Genomic DNA, 19,020 nt, shown 5'->3' on the forward strand with positions numbered 1-19,020 from the left:
TATGCTTGCACGACGCTGGATCTATACAGGAGCATCGGCGGCCGCCCTGGCCGCCGTGCTGGCATGGGCCTTCGCCCCGCGCCCGATCGCGGTGGAAACCGCGCTGGTTGCCAGCGGCCACTTCGAGAGCGCGGTCGAAGACGATGGCAAGACCCGCCTGGTCGAGCACTACCTGGTGTCGGCGCCGCTGGCCGGCCAGCTGGCGCGGATCGCCCTGCGCGAAGGCGACCAGGTGGCCGCCGGCGCCGTGGTGGCGCAGCTACGCCCGGCGCGGGCGCCCCTGCTCGACGAGCGCACGCGCCGCCAGCAGCAAGCCCGGCTGGCTGCGGCGCAAGCCCAGGTCGCGGCGGCCGGCGCCGCGCTCGAGCGCGCCGGGATCGCCCTGCGCCAGGCGCAGCACGATTTTATGCGCGCCGAGCAGCTGGGAATGGCCGGCTTCGTGGCTGCAAGCCGGCTCGACAGAGAGCGGCTGGCGGCGCAGGCGGCGCAACAGGAACGCGACGGCGCGGCCGCGCAGCGCCAGATCGCCCTGCACGAAGCCGAGCAGGCGCGCGCGGCGCTGGACGGCGGCACCGGCCAGGGCGGCGACGCCATGTTCGCGGTGCGCGCCCCGGTCGGCGGGCGCGTGCTGCGCGTGATCCAGGCCAGCGAGGCGGTGGTCGCGCTGGGCGCGCCGCTGCTCGAACTGGGCGACCCGGACCGGCTCGAGGTGGTGGCCGAACTGCTCACCGCCGACGCCATCCTGGCCCGTCCCGGCACCCCGGTGCGCATCGACCGCTGGGGCGGCATGCCGCTGGACGGCCGGGTGCGGCGCGTGGAGCCGGCCGCCTTCACCAAAATCTCGGCGCTCGGGGTCGAGGAACAGCGGGTGCGGGTCTTGATCGACCTGCCCGGCGCGGATGCGCGCGGCGCCGGCCTGGGAGTGGCCTACCGGGTCAATGTGCGCATCATCACGTCCAGCCTGGACCAGGTGCGCAAGGTGCCGGTCAGCGCCGTGTTTCCGCTGCCGGGAAAAAGCGGCGCCGACAATACCGGGATGGGCGTGTACCTGGTGCGCGACGGCCGCGCGCACCTGGCGCCGCTGCGCCTGGGCGGGCGCAACGATGCCGAGGCTTGGGTGCGCGACGGCCTGGCCGAGGGCGCGCAAGTGATCGTCTACCCGCCGGCCCAGCTGCGCGACGGCGACCGGGTCCAGGTGCGCGAGGTATCCCAGGCGCGCTAGGCGCCCGGCCCGCTCCAGCGCCAGTCGAGAATTTCCGGCAGGTCGATGCCGTATTGCTCGATATGGCGCCGGTGCGCGTCGAGCCTGGCGGCCACGAACTGGCGCGCCGCCGCGCGCGCGGGCGCCAGCGCCGCCACCCGCTCGACGATGGCGGCGAACAGGTGGAAGCGGTCGATCCCGTTGAGCACCGTCATGTCGAACGGGGTCGTGGTCGTGCCCTCCTCGCGGAAGCCGTGCACGTGCAGGTTGGCATGGTTGCTGCGGCGGTAGGTGAGCCGGTGGATCAGCGCCGGATAGCCGTGATAGGCGAACACGACCGGCTTGTCGACGGTGAACAGGGCATCGAACTCCGGGTCCGGCAAGCCGTGCGGATGCGCATGCGGCGGCTGCAAGGTCATCAGGTCGACCACATTGATCACGCGCAGCCTGAGGGCCGGGAAGTGCTGGTACAGCAGTTGCGCGGCCGCCAGCGCTTCGAGCGTGGGAACGTCGCCGGCGCAGGCCAGCACCGCGTCCGGCTCCTGCGCGCCGGCGCTGCCGGCCCACTCCCACACCCCGATGCCGCGCCGGCAATGGGCGGCGGCGGCATCCATGTCGAGCCATTGCTCGGCCGGATGCTTGCCGGCCACGATCACATTGATCAGGTTGCGGCTGCGCAGGCAATGATCGGTCACGGCCAGCAAGGTGTTGGCATCGGGCGGCAGGTAGACCCGCACGATCTCGGCTTTCTTGTTGAGCACATGGTCGATGAAGCCGGGATCCTGGTGGCTGGCGCCGTTATGGTCCTGGCGCCAGACGTGCGAAGAGAGCAGGTAGTTGAGCGACGCGACCGGGCGGCGCCAGGCGATGCCATTGGCCGCCTTGAGCCACTTGGCGTGCTGGTTGACCATCGAGTCGACGATGTGGATGAAGGCTTCGTAGCAGGAAAACATGCCGTGCCGCCCGCTCAGCAGATAGCCTTCGAGCCAGCCCTGGCACTGGTGTTCGCTCAGCATTTCCATCACGCGCCCATCGGCGGCGATGTGCTCGTCGCCCGGCAGGATCTCGGCCACCGAACAGCGCTGGCTCACTTCCAGCACCGCATCCCAGCGGTTGGAGGTGGTCTCGTCGGGGCTGAAGAGGCGGAAATTGTGCATGTTCGCGCGCATCACCTCGCGCAGGTACTGGCCCTGCACCCGGGTCGACTCGGCGCGCAGCGCGCCAGGCGCGGCGAGGCTGAGGGCAAATTGCCCCGGATCGGGCAGCACCAGGTCGCGCAGCAGCGCGCCGCCGTTGGCGCACGGGTTGGCGCTCATGCGGCGCGTGCCGGCCGGCGCCAGCGCGCGCAGCGCCGCGCACGGCGCACCGGCCGCGTCGAACAGCTCGGCCGGCGCATAGCTTCGCAGCCATTGTTCAAGCAAGTCCAGATGCCCGGCGCGCTCCATATTGGCGATCGGTACCTGGTGCGCACGCCAGGTGCCCTCGTTCGGCTTGCCGTCGACCTCGCGCGGGCCGGTCCAGCCCTTGGGCGAGCGCAATATGATCATCGGCCAGCGCGGCCGTCCGCCAAAACCGGCGCTGCGCGCTTCCTGCTGGATAGCCCGGATGCGCGCCAGCACGGTGTCGAGCGTGTCGGCCATCAGGCGGTGCATGGCGGGCGCATCGTCGCCCTCGACGAAGAACGGCTCGTAGCCGTAACCGCTCATGAGCGCGGCCAGTTCCGCGCGCGGGATGCGCGCCAGCACGGTCGGGCCGGCGATCTTGTAGCCGTTCAGGTGCAGGATCGGCAGCACCGCCCCGTCATGCACCGGATTGAGGAATTTGTTGGAGTGCCAGCTGGTCGCCAGCGGCCCGGTTTCGGCCTCGCCGTCGCCGACCACGCAGGCGACGATCAGGTCCGGATTGTCGAAGGCGGCGCCGTAGGCGTGCGCCAGCGAGTATCCCAGTTCGCCGCCCTCGTGGATCGAGCCCGGCGTTTCCGGCGCCACATGGCTGGGAATCCCGCCCGGGAAGGAAAACTGCTTGAACAGGCGCCGCATGCCGTCCGCATCGCGGCTGATGGCCGGATAGACTTCGCTGTAAGTGCCCTCCAGCCAGGCGTTGGCCACCAGGCCGGGGCCGCCGTGGCCGGGGCCGGCGACATACAGCACCGACACGTCGTGCGCCAGGATGGCACGGTTCAGGTGCGCGTAGATGAAGTTCAGGCCGGGCGTGGTGCCCCAGTGCCCGAGCAGGCGCGGCTTGAGGTGGGCCGGCGCCAGCGCTTCGCGCAGCAGGGGATTGTCGAGCAGGTAGATCTGTCCGGCCGAGAGGTAATTGGCGGCCCGCCACCAGGCGTGCACGCCGTCGAGGGTGGCCGCGCTGGCCGCGCCAGCCTCACGCATGGCCGTCCTCCCCGCGCGCGCCCAGCCAGGCGCGCGCCTCGGCGGCCAGCATCGCTTCCTCGTCGGTGCGCATGACGCGCACCGCGACCCTGGCCGACGGGTCCGAGATCAGCGCCGCGCCGGCTTCGTTGGCGCCCGCATCGAGCAGCACGCCCAGGTGCCCCAGGCCGGCGCACACGCGCGCGCGCACCTCGGCCGCACGCTCGCCGATCCCGCCCGCGAACACCAGGGTGTCCACGCCATCGATGGCGGCGGCCATCGCGCCGATGGTCTTGCGCGCCTGGTAGCAGAACATGGCGACCGCCTCGGCGGCCCGGCTGTCGTGCGCCTCGCTGGCGAGCAGCACCCGCAGGTCGGCGCTGGTGCCGGAAATGCCGAGCAGGCCGGACTGGTGATTGACCATGTGATTGAAGCTCGCCGGGCTCATCTGCTCGGTGCGGGCCAGGTGCCAGCCCAGCCCGGGGTCGAGGTCACCCGAGCGTTTTCCCATCATCATGCCACCGGCCGGGGTCAGGCCCATGCTGGTATCGCGGCTCAGTCCATTCTCGATGGCGCTCACGCTCGAGCCGCCGCCAAGATGGGCGATCAGCACCTTGCCGGCCGCCGCCCGGGGCCCGGCCACGCGTGCCAGTTCGCCCATCAGCCAGGCGCAGGACAGGCCATGAAAGCCGTGGCGCTTCACGCCGAGCGCCTGGTAGCGGCGCGGAATCGGCAGCGTCGCGGCCTGCGGCGCCATGCTGGCGTGAAAGGCGCTGTCGGAGCAGGCCAGGTGCGCGCTGCCCGGATAATGGCGGCGCAATACCTCCATCAGGCGCAGTTCCTGCGGCAGATGGCCGGGTTCGCCCGGCGCGGCCGCATACAGCTCGGCCAGCATGGGCGCATCGATCGCCCGCGTCGCCGTCGGGCCGGGGCCGCCGCAAACCACCCGGTGGGCGATCGCCGCCAGCGCCGCCGGCGGCAGGCGCGCGGCCAGCCATTCGACCAGCACGTTGGAGGCGGTGACATGTTCGGGTATGGGGAAATGGCGCGTGAAGGTGTCGGCGCCGGCGCCCTGCACGGCAAAGGCGCTGTGCTTGCCGCCGATGTCGCTGAGCGCGCCCCGGAAAACCGCCTCGCTTGCCGGACTCGATGGGAACAGGGCGAACTTGATGCTGGACGAGCCGGCATTGATTGCCAGCAAATTGGCCTTATCGGGGGAAAACATGGCGCTCCTCGGGTTGATCGATGCGGCGGCGTGGCGGGTGCGCCGCGCCGGCAAGTCCCATCATAGGGCGGAAGGTTTTCCCGATTCCTTGATACAAATCAAAAACCTCCGGGTACGCCCCACGCTCACGGGGCGTGGCGGGCAGCCTCAGGCCAGCGTTACCTCGTCCAGATAGCCCGGCACCTCGCACGGCCAGCCGAGCTCTTCCACGATGCGGCGGCGCAGGGCCTCGGCCGCGGCGCTCTCGCCGTGGGTGATGAAGGTACGCCGCGGCGCATGCCGGATATGCGACATCCAGCCGATCAGTTCATCGCCGTCGGCATGCGCCGACAGATTGGCGATCTGCGCGACCCGCGCGCGCAAGGGAACTTGCTGCCCGTGGATCTTGATCGACGCGCAACCGGCCAGCATCAGCGCGCCGCGCGTGCCGCCGGCCTGGAAGCCGGCAAACAGGATCGTGTTGCGCGGATCGGGGGCGAATGCCTTCAGATGGTGCAGCACGCGCCCGCCGGTGGCCATGCCGCTGGCCGCCACGATGACCATCGGCACCTGGCGCTCGTTGAGGGCGATCGATTCCTCCACGCTGTTGACGATGGTGGCGGCGTGGCGCATCGCGAAGCATTGCTCGTGGCTGAGGCGGTGGCTGTGCAAGTGCTTCTGGTACAGCGCGGTCGCGTCGGCGGCCATCGGGCTGTTCAGGTAGACCGGCAGATGGGCCGGGATCGCGCCCTGCTCCTTCAGGCGGTGCAGGTCGTACAGCAGCGACTGCGCGCGCCCGACCGCGAACGCGGGGATGATGGTCACGCCGCCGCGGGCGGCGCTGTCGCGGATGGTCTGGCCGAGCAGCAGCAGCGGATCCGCCGGGTCGTGCCGCCTGTCGCCGTAGGTCGACTCGACCACCAGATAATCCGCCTCGGCGATGGCCGCCGGCGCCACCATGAGCGGGTCGTTGGGACGGCCGAGGTCGCCCGAAAACACGATGCTTTTCCCGGCGCAGCGCACCGTGACGATGGCCGCGCCCAGGATATGGCCGGCCAGCGCCAATTGCCCTTGCAGCTCGCCGGCGATGGCAAACGGCGTGTCGAACGGCACCGGCGCGAACTGGCGCAGGGCGCGCACCGCGTCGGCCTCCGAATACAGGGGCAAGGCTGGCGCATGTTTGGAAAAACCGTGACGGTTGGCGTAGCTGGCTTCTTCTTCCTGCAGGTGCCCGCTGTCGGGCAAGAGGATCTTGCACAGGTCGAAGGTGGCCGGACTGCAAAAAATCTTGCCGGTGAACCCATTTTTCACCAGCAGCGGCAGGTAGCCGCTGTGGTCCAGGTGCGCATGGGTGAGCACCACGGCGTCGATACCGGCCGGATCGACCGGAAACGGGTGCCGGTTGCGCAAGCGCAGTTCTTTGTGCCCCTGGAACAGGCCGCAGTCGACCAGGATGGCATGGCCGCCGGCGCTGAGCAGGTATTTTGAACCGGTCACGGTGCCAGTCGCGCCAAGGAATTTCAGTTTCATCAAAAACCTTTCCAGAGTGAATACCGGAATATCAATGAGTTACCGACCAAATACCTTGACGCAAATCAAAACCGGCCGGATTCACGCTGGCGGGCGTGGGAATTACACGCCGCTTAGTTCAGCAGGATCGCCTTGCGGTACGGCGCCATCGGCGGACGCGGGAATTGCACGCCCGCGTAGGCGCTGCGGAAACAGCTGGCCTTGGCGTTCTCGACATCGGTCATGGTCTTGGTGACCTTGCCTTCCGCATCGAGCACCAGCACGATCGTGACCGGGTACTTCGACTTGCCGTGGCAATTGCCTTTCTGGTCGAGCTTGCGCTCGTTATTGAAGGCGATCGATTCGTTCTCGTATTTGGTGGCTTTGGCGTTCGGGAACTGGGCATCGAACTTGGCCATTTCGGCGGAAAAGTCCGGATTCTTCGGCGACGGCGCTTCGACCGCATTCGGGTCGGCCGGCTTGGTTCCCGTGGTTTCGCAAGCAGCCATCAGCACCGCGGCGCACAGCATTGAAATTTTGATTAAGTGTTTACGCAAGTTATTCTCCGGTGGTCGTCCTGGAACCAACAGGGCTGGAAGCAGCCGCATGTTGTCGAATCGCCATTGTACGGGGAAGTAAGCTTTCTTTCATTTTGGTTCCCGCACGGAAACTAATTCACCTGGACGCGGCCCTTCGCCTCCTGCGCCGCCGCCAGCCGCGCGCGCATGGCCGCCGTGGTATGCACCGTGCCTTGCGCGTCGATCAGCATCACCTGGTCCAGGCCCATGCGGGCGGCCATTGCTTCCCAGCCGGCCGGGCCGGTGATGAACAGGGGTTTCGAGTTGCCGTCCGAGCGCAAACCGGCATCCGCGCCACCCGAGGTCACGATCGTGACCGACGCCACCAGGTCGATCGGATAACCGCTGCGCGGGTCGATGATGTGCGGGCGGCGCTTGCCATCCTTGAGGAAATAGCGCTGATAGTCGCCGCTGGTGCCCATCGCTTCATTGTCGCCCAGGTTCACCTGCGCCACGGCGCCGGGGGCGCGCGGGTCCTGGATACCGACCCGCCACGGGCGCGGCCCCGGCTGGCCGATGGCCAGCACATTGCCGCCCACGTTGACCAGCGCCGCCTTGACCCCGCCCTGGCGCAGGATCAGGGCCGCGCGGTCGAGCGCGTAGCCTTTGGCGTAGCCGCCCAGGTCGATCATGACCGCCTTGTTGCTGCTCGAAATCGTGTTGCCCTGGTAGCGCAGGTGCGCCAGGCGCGGGCGCGCGTCGAGCCAGCGCCGGATGTCCTGCGCCGCCGGCGCCTGGGGCACGATGTCGCTGCTCTGGAAACCCCACAGCCGGATCAGGCGCCCGATGGCCGGGTTGAACAGGTTGCCGGAGCGCTCCGCCACCAGGGTCGCCGATTGCAGCAGCGCGACCATCTCGGCGTCGGCGGTGAACGGCTCGCCGCGCGCGATGGCATCATTAAGCGAGGTGAGCATGCTCGGCTGCCAGGCATGGTATTTGTGGTGCAGCCGGTCGAATTCGTTCAGGACCGCTCCGCTGAGCTCGTCGGCGCGTTGCGCCGAGCCGCCGTAAATGCTGATCTCGACCGCGGTGCCGAACACGTGCCCGCGCATGTGATGGACCGTGCCGGCGCGCTGGCAGCCGGCCAGCGCCAGCAGGCACAGCACCGCCGCGATCAGTGTTGCATGTAAGGCGCGCATGGCGTTCTCCCTTGACAGGGCGGCAGCACCGCCCTTCCCTTATCAGCGCGCCTTGCTGACCATGAAGTCGACCACCGACTTCATTTCCTCATCCTTGAGGGCGGCATTGCCGCCGCGCGGCGGCATCATGTTGAAGCCTTTCGTGGCGTGCTCGTACAGCACGTCCATACCCTTGGCGATGCGCGCCGTCCAGGATGGCTTGTCGCCCAGTTTCGGCGCGCCCAGCACGGCGGCGCCGTGGCAGGAAACACAGGAGGCTGCATAGATTTTTTCGCCGGCGGCCAGTTCGGCCGGGCTGGCGGCGGCAGGGGCTGCGGCGGAAGCAGCCGGCGCGGCGGCCGCGACAGGTGCGGGAACGGGAACGGGAGCAGGCGCCGCAGCAGGCGCGTCCGCGCTTGGGCCGGCTGCAGGGGCGGCAGGGGCTGGTGCCTTGTCGCCGCAGGCCGCCAGGGCCGCAACGATCAACAGGGACAGCAAGGTGGTGCTTTTCATGATGTATTTCCAGTCGTTATAAAAGGGACGATCAATGGCGCATATCGCCGGCGGCGTGGCCGGTGTCGAGCATCGCTACCGTGATCTGGCCGTAGGGCAGCACCTTGCCGCCCTCGGCTTTGGCAAAGGCGTCGGCCTGCGCGGCATCCGAGAAGGCGCCGAAGGTCGGCCCCATCGAGCCCTGCTTCTTGCTGCCAACCACGTACAGCGCATCCTTGGCGGCGATCCAGTGCCCGCTCGGCTTGTCCCAGGAGGTCTTGCCCATGTCCTGCACGAACACGCCGGCGATGCGCCGCTTGTGCTCGGGCGCGAGCATCACCGTGAACAGTTCCATCAGGTCGCAGTAATAGTCGGCCTTGCCTTCGGCATACTGGATCTGCGCCTTGGGGCCGGGGAAATCGAGCAGCACCATGCCATCGAGCGCGCAGGCGGTGTCAGGTGCCGGTTCCCGGGCGCTGGCGGTGGTGGCTTGCTGGCTGCAGGCGGCCAGCAAGCCGGCGGCGGCGAAGGCCGCCAGCAGGCGGTTTATCTTGAAGGACATTTGAAACTCCAGTTGGCAAGCAAGAAGGGAATGACCACCCAGCCGGCCATGATGGCCAGCAGGACCGCCGGATCGGTCAGGCCGCCCGGCATCACCGTGGCCAGGCCGTACATGGTCTGGGCCTGCTCCGAGCTGAAGATATTGAGCAGCCGGAACACATCGGCGGGATTGAGCATCAGCAGTGCCGCGAAGGTGTTGCTGTCCAGCCGGCCCTGGCTCAGCACCAGCGCCCCCATCAGCAGCAAGTCGAAAATCAGCACGAAGAAGAACCACAGGCCGATCGCCACGCCGCTGGCGCGCACGCGGTCGAGCGCGCGCACCGACACCAGCATCGAGATGCTCAGGAACGCCATGCCCATCAGGATGGCGCTGCCGACGAAGCCGGCGTAGTGGTAGCCATCGCGCACGGTCAATTCGGACGCCAGCGGCAGCAGACCGGCGCCGAAGCCGAGCACGGTGGAACTGGCGAGCGCGGCGGCCAGTCCGCAATATTTTCCCAACAAAATCTCGAAGCGGGTGATCGGCATCGACAGCATCAATTCCAGCGAGCCGCGTTCGCGCTCGCCGACGATGGCGTCGTAGCCGAGAATGAGTGCGATCAGCGGCACCAGGTAGATCACCAGGCTGACCAGGCTGGCCACCGTCACGTCGATGCTGCGAAAGCCGACCTCGCCCTGCTGCGAAGCGCCAAAGTAAGCGATCGCCAGCGCGAACAGGGCGAAAATGAGCGCCACCGCCAGCACCCAGCGATTGCGGATGCGGTCGCGAAATTCCTTGGCGGCGATGACGCGCACCTGGCCCCACTCAATGCGCGCGCCCATGCGTGCCTCCATAGCCCAAAAACAGGTCTTCGAGCGAGGGTTCGCGGATGCTCACATCAAGCAGCATCGGCGCCAGCGTGGCCAGCACCGGCGCCTTGAGCGCGGCCGCGCAGGCGATGAGGGCGCGGTCGCCATCGACGATCGTGGTCACCCCCGCCAGATGGGCCAGCGCCGGCCCGGCCTTGGCGCCGCCGCCGGGCAACAGCTGCGCGTCGATATGCGAGGGCAGCACCTGGCGCGCGCGCAGCTCGGCCAGGGTGCCCAGCGCGGCGACCCGGCCCGCATCGAGGATCACGAGACGGTCGACCCGGTCCTGGATTTCGGCCAGGATGTGCGAGGTGATCACGATGGTGGCGCCGCGCCCCTGCGCCTCGCGCAGGATGGTGTAGAAATCGGCGATACCTTCCGGATCGAGTCCGTTGGTCGGTTCGTCGAGAAAGATCAGTGCCGGGTCGCCCAGCAGCACTTGCGCGAATCCCAGGCGCTGGCGCATGCCTTTCGAGTAAGTGTGCAGGCGCCGCGTGGCGGCATCGGCCAGCCCGACCCGGCGCAGCATGCGGCCGCATTCGGCGCGCGCCACCTGCTTGAGGTCGGCGAACAGTTGCAGCACTTCCAGGCCGGAAAGGTTGTCGTAGCTCACGAAGCTTTCCGGCAGATAGCCGATGCGGCGCCGCACCTGGCGAAACGCGGCGCTGGCGGTGGCCACCCCGCCCACCCGCACCGCGCCGGCACTGGCCGGCAGCAGGCCGAGCATCAGCTTGAACAAGGTGCTCTTGCCGGCACCGTTATGCCCGATCAGGCCGAACATCTCGCCCTGCGCGATGTTCAGCGATACATTGCGGATCGCCTCGACCGGGCCGAAGGATTTGCTCACCGCGTCAAGTTCAATGGACATGTTTGTCATTCCAGCGATGCCAGTCAGGATTGTTGGGCCGCATGCGCGGATAGCGGTCGACCACGCTGGGCGCGCGCAGCACGGGAAACTGGCGCGCCACGAAGCGCAAGGTGCTCACCGAGGGGCTGGTCAGCAGCAGCTTGACCAGCGGGTATTGCCAGTTGAGGCGGTCGACCAGGTCGCTGGCCTCGTAGGCCACGTCGCCGGCGCCATCGCCGCCCTGGTCCCAGCCGTTGTAGCCGCTCCAGTAGTTGCCGCGCGTGCGGCCCCACTGGACGTCGCGCGCGGCCACGAACTTGACGGCTTCCTCGTTGCCGATGAAGTCGTTGCCATCGACCGCGTTGTTGGAGGAACCGGCCGACAGATGCACGCCGGTGCGGTTGTTGATGACGATGTTATTGCGCAGCACATTGAACTCGGCGTCGTAGATGAAGAAGCCGCGCCCATTGGCCGCCACCACATTGTTTTCGATCAGCGAATCCTGGATGGTGCGCAGCATGATGCCGTGATCCTCGTTACCCCAGGCCACGTTGTTGCGCACCACCAGGTTGCGCACTTCCATCAGCGCCAGCCCGCCCCGGTTCTGGTAGGACTCGTTGTTTTCCCACGTGCTGTGGTTGGTGTTCATGTAGTGGGTGCCGTAGCGCAGGTGGTGGATCTTGTTGCCGCGAAACAGGGCGTGGCGCGAGAGGTCCACGTAGATGCCGTCGCGCGCATAGCTGATGTTGTTGTCGATGACATCCACGTGGGCGCTGTTGAAGACCTGGATGCCGTTGCCGCGCGCCGCCGATTGCAGGTCGCGCTTGCCGCTGATGGTGTTGCCGGCCAGGGTGGCATGGTCCACTTTTTCCAGCCACACGCCGAACAGGGTGTAGCTCAGCACGCAGTTGCGCAGCACAAAACGGTCGGAGCCGGGCACCACGTACACGCCCGCGTTCTGGCGGTCGAGGTCGGCGCCGCTGTCGCGGATGATGAGGCCATCGATGGTGACGTCGCTGGCTGTCACCCGGATCACGTCGCCGCTGTTGCCGCCGCTGATGGTGGGCCGCTCCTGGCCGCGCAGGGTGAGCGGCTTGTCGATCAGCAGCCGTTCCTTGTAGAGCCCGCGCGCGACCAGGATCGTGTCGCCGGCGGATGCGGCGCGCACGGCGGCGCCGATCGACTCGCCCGCGCGCACTTGCAGCACGGCGGCGTGTGCGGCGCCGGCGCACAGGGCCAGCAGCGCGCCCAGGGCGATGGCGCGCGCGCTCACGGCGGCTCCCCCGCCGATGGCGCCGTCTTGGCCTTGAGCGCGCCGCGCACCGAATCGAGGGAAATGAAATAGCCTCCCGCATTGATTGGCGTGAGCGCATCGCCATTCTTTTCGCGCAGCTTGCGCTCCTTGACCAGCGGCGGGCAAGCGTGATCATCGTAGTACAGGATCATGCAGTCCAGGCACAGCATGCATTCCATCTGGTCGATGCGGCCTGCACTGTCGATCGCATGCGAGCCGCAGCCGGCCGCGCAGGCGTGGCAAGTCTGGCATTCGGCCTTGCGCTTGAGCCCGAACAGGCGGAACTTGCCGGGAATGGCCAGTCCGGCGCCCAGCGGGCACAGGTATTTGCAATACGGCCGCTCGCTCAGGAACGACCAGCCCAGGATGGCGCCGATGAAGGCCCAGAACGGCCACGTACGGTTCCATACGCCGACGATGAAGGTGGTTTTGAACGGTTCGACCTCGGCCAGCCGCTCGGCCATTTCCATGGAGTAGAACGACACTGCCAGCAGTACGGCGAAAATGGCGTATTTGATCCACTTGAGCTTATCGTGCAGCGGTTTAGGCAACAGCTTCTGGAAGCGTGCCAGCCCGACCGCCTTGCCGATGCTCAGCGCCAGTTGTTGCAGCGAGCCGAACGGGCACAGCCAGCCGCAGAAGACGCCCCTGCCCCATACCAGCACGCTGACGATGATGAACCACCAGAACAGGAAAATGAAGGGATCGGACAGGAACAATTCCCATTTCCACTGGTGCAGCAGAGAATGGAACCAGGTCAGCACCTGGGTGATGCTGGGCTGGGCCTTGAGGTAAAAGCCGAGGAACACCACGCTGACCAGCCACAGCACATGGCGCGGACGCGAAATCCATGGCTTGTGCTTGCGTTTGGAGGCGCGCACCAGCTTGTCGCGCTGCGAATACATGACTGCCGTGAAGGCCAGCACCAGCAGGAACAGCACGATCTGGACCGGCTTGCCCTTCCAGATGGCGCGCCAGCTCGCCTCGGGCCGGACGATGTGCGGACGCCCGCCTTCCAGGTAGCGCGCCGGCAGCCAGTACGGCGCATTGAAGTGGACGAAGGTCTTGGCGCCGCTCTGGGCGTCCGCCTTGTTGGCCAGGAAAGTGAGCTGCCACGGCCAGGCGGGATTGAAATTGGCCGAGCGCACGATGAACACGGCCGACTCGGTAAACGCCGGTGCGCCGGGCGCGTGCAAGCCGTACAGGTTCAGGTAATCGGTATCGCGGAAGGTGAAACTTTGCGGGTCCTGGCGCACCTGGATGCGGTCGTAGATGCCGCCGCGCACAAAGCCCGAGCCCTTGAACGAGGCTTCGCCATTGGCGATGATGAAGATGGCCTGCTCGTCCGGCTTGAGGTCGGCCATCAGGCGCCGGTAAACCGGTTCGCCCAGCAGGCTGATGCCGACCGTGGGCACGTTCAGGTGGCCGAAATACATGTCGATGTAGGCCGCGTCGCCGGCCAGGCCGACGTCCTTGCGCTGCAGGGGGAAATGCACCACGCTGCCCTCGTCCAGCAATTGCTGCCAGCTGAGGCGATCGTCAAGCGGGGTGTAGCGCGGCGCCGGCCGCACTTCGCCCTTGAAAATGCCGACCTGGCGCCCGATTTCGTAGGCGCTGCGCGACATGACCTGGTTTTCGGCGATCACGGTGACGGTGGCGCCGCTGATCGCGTCCAGCCCGACGGTGCCGCTGGCCTCGTCGCCGTGGCCGATTTCGAGCTTGGCGTCGCCGGACTTGCCGGTGTACTGGGCGATGAATTTGAGTAAAGTCGATTCAGCTATCCCTGCCAATAAAATCGGCTCGGAATGCTTGAGCACGCGCACACCGGTGATGATGCCCTGCGTATCCATGCCGATCAGGGTGACGATGGGTTTGCCTGAGTAAGCGGGAATGTCGACCACATCGGTCGACAGGAAGACATAGCCGATGACGCGCTCGGACTTGTCCGCTCCCACCGCGAGGGCCTCGACATAGCTCGGCCGGCCCTTGCGCACGGAGAACTTCTGCGCCTGCGGCATGACATCGCGGCAAGGCGCCTCGGCGCACAGGTCGGGGCCATGCAGCAGTTGCTGCGACAGCTCGGCCGAGTAGACCGAGGCGCGCGCCGGCCCTGCCGCCAGCAACGATGCCAGGAACAACGGGGCAAACAGGCGCAGGAGGAAAGCCAGGGCGCGCATCGACAGTCCGGCTTACGCTTCGATCAACAGGCGGCTGCGCATTTCCAGGTGCAGCGCGTGGCAGAAGTGGGTGCAGTAGATCCAGTAGGCACCGGGCCGGTCCGCCTTGAAAGTCACCGATTTGGTTTCCTGCGGGTTGACGATGAAGTTGATGTTGTACGTCGGAATGGCGCAACCGTGGGTCAGGTCTTCCACCTTGTCGTAGTTGGTCAGCGTCAAGGTCACCTCGTCGCCCACCTTGATCTTAATGATCGGCATGCTGAACGCGGGCGCCTGCGACATCAGGCGCACGTGCACCTTGTTGCCTTTGCGCTCGATACCGGCGGTTTCCGGCGTGACCGCGTTCGGGAAGTCGGTCATGGTGTGAATCTGGCGCGTCTTGACCACGTCGCGGCGCACGATGATGCCGTCGTGCGGTTCCGGATACGCGGTATGGTCGGCCATCAGACTCATCTTGGCGCCGCTGATATCGATCAGCTGTTCGGTTTCGCAGTGCAGCGGGCCGACCGGCAGGAAGCGGTCTTTCGAGAACTTGTTACCCGAGTTGAAATACTTGCCGTCGGCTTCCTTGGTTTCGCCCATCGACGCGTAGCCGTGGCCCGGCTGGTAATGCACGTCGATACGGTCGAGCACCACCTTGGCCGCCTTGTCGCCCTTGAACTGGGCAATCGACGCATCCACGTTCCATTTCACGACCTGGCTATCGAGGAACAGCGAGGTGAAGGCATTGCCCTTGCCGTCGAACGCGGTGTGCAATGGGCCCAGGCCGAGTTCCGGTTCGGCTACCACGCAGTCGCGCGGCAGCTTGACTTCGCCACCGAACCAGCCGAGCACCTTGCTCAGTTCGATCACGGTCGCGGTCGGCGACAGCTTGCCGGCGCAGACGAAATATTTGCCGTCCGGGCTGGCGTTGACGCCGTGCGGGTTTTTACCGACCGGCACATAGCAAGTCAGCGCGGTGGCGGGGTCGGCGTTGGCGGCCTTGCGTCCGTCCAGCACCGGCACCTTGGAACTGCCCAGGGTGGTGGCCTTGCCATCCTTGATGGCTTGCTCGATGCGGGCTACGTTGAAGAACACGCAAGCGTCGCGCTCGGCCGACATCATGCCGGCCAGGTCGGCGCCGCCCTCGGTGTTGTACTGGGTGGCGGCGGCCAGCTTGCCGTCGTAGGACGACGCGACCAGCTCCATGTTGCCGTCCACGCGGCACTGCCAGCGCACTTCCATGCTGGCGGCGTCGACGCAGGTAAACAGGCAGCCCCACTTGGTCGGATCGTCCAGGTCGCGCCCGTCGTTCGGCAGCGGCATGTGGAATTCGGTGCCGCAGAACACGCGCGTGGTGTAATTGATGGCGGCGTCGACCGGGTCGCGCTTGTCCGGGAAAATGCCGTGGAAGCCCATTACATTGGGCAGGCTGGTGATCTTGTCGCACTCCATCGTATCCATGCGGATGCGGGCCAGGCGCGCGTTGATCTTGTCGTTGACGAACAGCCAGCGGCTATCGTAGGTGCCGTCCTTGTAGCTGCCGTGCACGTGGTGGGTGTCGCCGGTGGTGTATTGCAGGCTGCCATCGGCCTTGGTGCCGATGATCGCCTTCGATTCATTGGTGATGCCCCAGCCGACCATGCAATCGGTATTGAAGACAGGAATGCGTTTCAGGGTGCGGCCGGACGGCAGGCCGAGCACGCGCACTTCACCGCCGTGGCCGGCGCTGATGAAGGCGTAATAGGTATCGAGCTGGCCGGGTTTGATGTGCTCGCCGGTATCGGCGGCCTTGGCGGGCGCGGCGGCCTTGCCTGGCGCGGCCTCTTCCTTGCATCCGGCCAGTCCGATGGTAGCGCCTGCGGTCACCAGGCCCGCCAGGGCGCTCTTGCCAAGGAAATCGCGGCGGCTGCCTGGGGTGGCGCTACTGGACGTTGCTGGAATCTTCTTCTTCATGATGTCACTCTCCGGTTCTGGGCAAGGGGGAACGCTCCCCCATATCGCTGATTCGCGTCGACCTTCGGGAAACGTATGCCGACTGGATAAGTGTAAAGATCGGGCTAGACAGTGCCTATGCGCATGACGGTTGTGCGGGGTGGGGAGAAGACGTAGGCGGGCTACGCCTTTGTGACTATGGCGTGTGAGGATAGGAAAGCGTAGGGGGTAAAAAAAGGCCCGCCGGTGGCGCCGGCGGGCTTCTGGGAGTGGCGGGGGCTTACATCCTGACTGTCAGCGCCTTGCCCTCATAATTGACTTCCTTATCGGCCAGATCGAAGTTATCGGAACTCGATACGCCGGCCTTGATGAAACGGACCTTGAACTGGCGCTTGGCCACCATGCCCTTGTACTGGCCGGTGCGCTCGCCGATGGTCACCGTTTTGGTTTTGTCGTCGTAACTGAGCGGAATGCGCGTAAATTCGCCCCGGGTGTAGGCGTTGGTGACGCCGTCGTCTTCATACAGGCTGAATTTGCCGTCGGCACCGGTGTAGATCGTGAGCGTGAGCGGCGCGTCCGGTTTTTCATCCACGTACTGGGTCACGGGACCCATCGGCAGGATCGCGCCAGCCTTGACCAGCAGCGGCATGCGCGCGGCCGGGGCTTTCATCGTCACCGTCTTGCCGCCCTGGTGCAGCGCGCCCGTGTAGAAGTCGTACCACGCACGATGATGTTGCGGGTCCAGGTCGGATACGCTTCGCCATCCTTGCCATCCTTGATCCACTTCTTGAAATCCACTTCCGGGTCGCCACCGGGCGCGAGCGGCATTTCGGCGCCGATCAGCAGCGCGGTACCGGTGATGCGCGCCGGCCGGCCCTGGGCATCGTTGATGCCCACCAGGGTCGTGTTCGACGGCAGGTTGATCGAGCCGCCGTATTTCTGGTCCGAATAACTGGTGTATTCCTTGAACACCGTGTTGTTCTGGCTCCAGCGCAAGTCGATATGGCCGACCACGCGGATGATCTTCGGTTCGTTGCCGGCCTGGTTGATGGCGTTCACCAGTTGCTGGCCGTTGAAGACGGTGTAGACGCGGTCGGCCCTGGCCGCGCTGCCGCCGCTGACCACCACCTTGCCCTTGCGCGACCAGGTATGCCAGCCGGTCGCCGGCGCGCTCTGGCGCTCGAAGGTGAGCACGCCGCCGGTCGGGTCGACCTGGGCGAACTGCCACGCCGGCAGCTTGGGCGCGGCCATGTAGCTGGCGGGATCGTGCAGCCCACCCACCAGCACCGGGGCCGAGTAATTGCGCACGCCGTAAGGAAGCGTTTGCAGCGGTGTGCTGGCGCCGACGAAGGTGCTGGCGTCGATGGTGGCCGCTTGCGCGGTCGATGCCAGCATGACGCTGACGGCGAGTAAGGTTTTTTTCATGGTTGTCTCCTATGAAGCAAATATAGAATGGCGCGCGTTCTTTTGCTGAACGCTCCGTTGCGCCGCGCATGACGATCCCTACCCGCGCGCCGGCGCCTTGCCTGCGGCAATGCCGGATCGGCGTGAACAACGGCGCGGCAAGCCGCAACGCATCACGGGCGATGGGGTCCAACGGGTTGGGTAGGGAACAGCTTTCAGCATCCAACAGCGATGACTGAGACAGGTACCTCGCGTGCCTGTCGCCGTTGCGAGGAAGGCGGGGAGCCGGGTTCGCGCAGGTCAGAATCGGCGCCGGCAGCCCCTGGCGGGGTCGTCACGGCAGCGACGCGTCCATACTACGCTGGATAAGATGATTAAACAATCAGCAAGTTGTATGATGTGTGGTTTTCGGGCAGCGGATCGCTGCCCTCGCCCGGCGAAAAGCCGGCCCCGACTCTTTGAAAAGCCGCCACCACGGCTGCTACGCGCCATGCCTTATCTCCCGCTTCGCCTTGTCTGCTACTTCACGCTGGGGTGGCTGATCGCCAGCACATTCAGCGGCGTGTTCGGCGCGGCCTTGCCTGTCGTGTTGATTTTGTGGTGCGCGGGCGGGTGCTTTCATTTTGCGAGGGATATCATCGAGATCATCCCGGCGCTCAGGCGCGCCGCGCGCCGTTCGGCATCCGAAAAATGGAACGGCCGCTATTACGCGTACTACGGGGCGCAGATCCGCTTGTGCCTGGTGGAAGACATGGTCTGGATCATCGAGGAAGATGTCCGGACGATCCTGTCACCCGCCGTCACCGAGCGCGAACAACGTCTTCTGGGCGCCGATTACGCAACCATTCCCGGCACCGCGCTGCATGGCTATAGCGAGCAGGGCTTGTTGCGGCTGCTCAAAGTCCGGCTGATGCGACGGGGTGGAGAAGCGGACATGAAGAAATTCATCGTCTGGCTTCAGAATGAAGCGCTGCCTAACGTCAAACGCGTTCCGACGTCATCCGCGATTTGAGTCATGCCTGCGTGCGGCCTCGCGCAAGGGCTCCGGTCTTCCGAGAGGCCGATACGATGAATTACCCTGCATTCTTCTTGCTCCCGATTCTTCGGTAGGCAGCCGCTCGCGTCGATGATCGGCAAGCGCTACGCCTTGATTGCCAGGCGCACGACCTCCTTCAGCTTGTTCCGCGTACGCGCCATGGTCAACGCCGGCATCAGGCCGGCCTGCGTGATCAACCACGTCTTGAGGCCGGCCTGCATCACCTTGTACTCGAGCGGCACCTTCGCCTCGGGCCACGAACGGCATTTTTCACAATATCCATGCTTTCTTTCGCTCGATGCCGGGCCGTTTGCTGTTTCATGTCCAAATCATAAAACAATTTATCTGAAGAAATATAACTTTAAAAAGGAAATAATGATTTCCTTTTTTATACGGTTTATTTACTTCCCCGGATATCCCTTGCGTCATACCCCTGTAATTTTTGAACATTAGAATCATTCCCGTTCATTACC

At 66.0% G+C, this 19,020-nt stretch carries 17 protein-coding genes; 3 read left to right on the forward strand and 14 right to left on the reverse strand.

Annotated features, from left to right (window positions below; translation table 11 throughout):
* The first annotated feature begins 1 nt into the window (after position 1).
* Positions 2-1,222 (forward strand): efflux RND transporter periplasmic adaptor subunit, encoded by a 1,221-nt coding sequence (locus PO883_RS00400; RefSeq protein ID WP_289308012.1) that lies wholly within the window; start codon positions 2-4, stop codon positions 1,220-1,222.
* Here the strand turns inward: PO883_RS00400 and PO883_RS00405 are convergent.
* From PO883_RS00405 to PO883_RS00470, 14 genes are all read right to left on the reverse strand, one after another.
* A complete protein-coding gene (locus PO883_RS00405; protein WP_289308013.1) occupies positions 1,219-3,585 on the reverse strand; it encodes a phosphoketolase in 2,367 nt (788 codons plus the stop codon). The two genes, PO883_RS00400 and PO883_RS00405, sit on opposite strands and share 4 nt — an antisense overlap.
* Complete coding sequence (locus tag PO883_RS00410) at positions 3,578-4,789, reverse strand: acetate/propionate family kinase (protein WP_289308014.1); 1,212 nt, start codon at positions 4,787-4,789, stop codon at positions 3,578-3,580. The genes PO883_RS00405 and PO883_RS00410 overlap by 8 nt, the downstream gene beginning before the upstream one ends.
* A gap of 147 nt (positions 4,790-4,936) precedes the next feature.
* Entirely contained in the window at positions 4,937-6,298 is a 1,362-nt protein-coding gene (locus PO883_RS00415) for an MBL fold metallo-hydrolase RNA specificity domain-containing protein (RefSeq protein WP_289308015.1), read from the reverse strand.
* Between the two features lie 113 nt (positions 6,299-6,411).
* Positions 6,412-6,834, reverse strand: a complete 423-nt coding sequence (locus tag PO883_RS00420) for a hypothetical protein (protein ID WP_289308016.1) — start codon at positions 6,832-6,834, stop codon at positions 6,412-6,414.
* Positions 6,835-6,947: 113 nt separating this feature from the next.
* On the reverse strand, positions 6,948-7,994 hold the full coding sequence (locus PO883_RS00425; RefSeq protein WP_289308017.1) for an FAD:protein FMN transferase: 1,047 nt from the start codon (positions 7,992-7,994) through the stop codon (positions 6,948-6,950).
* Between the two features lie 42 nt (positions 7,995-8,036).
* Positions 8,037-8,486, reverse strand: a complete 450-nt coding sequence (locus tag PO883_RS00430) for a cytochrome c5 family protein (protein ID WP_289308018.1) — start codon at positions 8,484-8,486, stop codon at positions 8,037-8,039.
* 31 nt (positions 8,487-8,517) lie between these two features.
* The gene (locus PO883_RS00435) at positions 8,518-9,027 is read right to left on the reverse strand and encodes a nitrous oxide reductase accessory protein NosL (RefSeq protein WP_289308019.1); all 510 of its coding nucleotides are present in this window, start codon (positions 9,025-9,027) and stop codon (positions 8,518-8,520) included.
* Positions 9,012-9,848: an ABC transporter permease gene (locus tag PO883_RS00440; protein ID WP_289308020.1), complete on the reverse strand. Its 837-nt coding sequence runs from the start codon at positions 9,846-9,848 to the stop codon at positions 9,012-9,014. Before PO883_RS00440 ends, PO883_RS00435 begins: the two co-directional genes overlap by 16 nt.
* Positions 9,832-10,743 carry an ABC transporter ATP-binding protein gene (locus tag PO883_RS00445; protein WP_289308021.1) on the reverse strand — a complete coding sequence of 304 codons (912 nt, stop codon included), beginning with the start codon at positions 10,741-10,743 and terminating at the stop codon, positions 9,832-9,834. Before PO883_RS00445 ends, PO883_RS00440 begins: the two co-directional genes overlap by 17 nt.
* A complete protein-coding gene (locus tag PO883_RS00450) occupies positions 10,733-11,995 on the reverse strand; it encodes a nitrous oxide reductase family maturation protein NosD (RefSeq protein WP_289308022.1) in 1,263 nt (420 codons plus the stop codon). Before PO883_RS00450 ends, PO883_RS00445 begins: the two co-directional genes overlap by 11 nt.
* A complete protein-coding gene (locus tag PO883_RS00455) occupies positions 11,992-14,193 on the reverse strand; it encodes a 4Fe-4S binding protein (RefSeq protein ID WP_289308023.1) in 2,202 nt (733 codons plus the stop codon). The genes PO883_RS00450 and PO883_RS00455 overlap by 4 nt, the downstream gene beginning before the upstream one ends.
* A 12-nt stretch (positions 14,194-14,205) precedes the next feature.
* Positions 14,206-16,128 carry a TAT-dependent nitrous-oxide reductase gene (gene nosZ / locus PO883_RS00460; RefSeq protein WP_289308024.1) on the reverse strand — a complete coding sequence of 641 codons (1,923 nt, stop codon included), beginning with the start codon at positions 16,126-16,128 and terminating at the stop codon, positions 14,206-14,208.
* A gap of 259 nt (positions 16,129-16,387) precedes the next feature.
* Complete coding sequence (locus PO883_RS00465; RefSeq protein ID WP_373890020.1) at positions 16,388-16,891, reverse strand: DUF5110 domain-containing protein; 504 nt, start codon at positions 16,889-16,891, stop codon at positions 16,388-16,390.
* The gene (locus PO883_RS00470; RefSeq protein WP_289308026.1) at positions 16,780-17,532 is read right to left on the reverse strand and encodes a hypothetical protein; all 753 of its coding nucleotides are present in this window, start codon (positions 17,530-17,532) and stop codon (positions 16,780-16,782) included. Before PO883_RS00470 ends, PO883_RS00465 begins: the two co-directional genes overlap by 112 nt.
* A gap of 469 nt (positions 17,533-18,001) precedes the next feature.
* Here PO883_RS00470 and PO883_RS00475 point away from each other — a divergent pair, with 469 nt between their 5' ends.
* Complete coding sequence (locus tag PO883_RS00475; RefSeq protein ID WP_289308027.1) at positions 18,002-18,523, forward strand: hypothetical protein; 522 nt, start codon at positions 18,002-18,004, stop codon at positions 18,521-18,523.
* Positions 18,524-18,637: 114 nt separating this feature from the next.
* Positions 18,638-19,000 carry a hypothetical protein gene (locus PO883_RS00480; RefSeq protein WP_289308028.1) on the forward strand — a complete coding sequence of 121 codons (363 nt, stop codon included), beginning with the start codon at positions 18,638-18,640 and terminating at the stop codon, positions 18,998-19,000.
* Positions 19,001-19,020 lie beyond the last annotated feature (20 nt).

Origin of the sequence: Massilia sp. DJPM01 (genome assembly GCF_030348125.1) — a bacterium.
Classification (GTDB): Bacteria; Pseudomonadota; Gammaproteobacteria; order Burkholderiales; family Burkholderiaceae_D; genus Telluria_A; species Telluria_A frigida.

Excerpts from the sequence above, each read along its gene's own strand:
- nosZ (WP_289308024.1), bottom strand. The coding sequence starts at position 16,128 with ATGAAGAAGAAGATTCCAGCAACGTCCAGTAGCGCCACCCCAGGCAGC.
- PO883_RS00430 (WP_289308018.1), bottom strand. The coding sequence starts at position 8,486 with ATGAAAAGCACCACCTTGCTGTCCCTGTTGATCGTTGCGGCCCTGGCG.
- PO883_RS00410 (WP_289308014.1), bottom strand. The coding sequence starts at position 4,789 with ATGTTTTCCCCCGATAAGGCCAATTTGCTGGCAATCAATGCCGGCTCG.
- PO883_RS00400 (WP_289308012.1), top strand. The coding sequence starts at position 2 with ATGCTTGCACGACGCTGGATCTATACAGGAGCATCGGCGGCCGCCCTG.
- PO883_RS00445 (WP_289308021.1), bottom strand. The coding sequence starts at position 10,743 with ATGTCCATTGAACTTGACGCGGTGAGCAAATCCTTCGGCCCGGTCGAG.
- PO883_RS00475 (WP_289308027.1), top strand. The coding sequence starts at position 18,002 with ATGCCTTATCTCCCGCTTCGCCTTGTCTGCTACTTCACGCTGGGGTGG.
- PO883_RS00470 (WP_289308026.1), bottom strand. The coding sequence starts at position 17,532 with ATGAAAAAAACCTTACTCGCCGTCAGCGTCATGCTGGCATCGACCGCG.
- PO883_RS00455 (WP_289308023.1), bottom strand. The coding sequence starts at position 14,193 with ATGCGCGCCCTGGCTTTCCTCCTGCGCCTGTTTGCCCCGTTGTTCCTG.
- PO883_RS00405 (WP_289308013.1), bottom strand. The coding sequence starts at position 3,585 with ATGCGTGAGGCTGGCGCGGCCAGCGCGGCCACCCTCGACGGCGTGCAC.
- PO883_RS00440 (WP_289308020.1), bottom strand. The coding sequence starts at position 9,848 with ATGGGCGCGCGCATTGAGTGGGGCCAGGTGCGCGTCATCGCCGCCAAG.
- PO883_RS00425 (WP_289308017.1), bottom strand. The coding sequence starts at position 7,994 with ATGCGCGCCTTACATGCAACACTGATCGCGGCGGTGCTGTGCCTGCTG.
- PO883_RS00435 (WP_289308019.1), bottom strand. The coding sequence starts at position 9,027 with ATGTCCTTCAAGATAAACCGCCTGCTGGCGGCCTTCGCCGCCGCCGGC.
- PO883_RS00480 (WP_289308028.1), top strand. The coding sequence starts at position 18,638 with ATGATCGGCAAGCGCTACGCCTTGATTGCCAGGCGCACGACCTCCTTC.
- PO883_RS00415 (WP_289308015.1), bottom strand. The coding sequence starts at position 6,298 with ATGAAACTGAAATTCCTTGGCGCGACTGGCACCGTGACCGGTTCAAAA.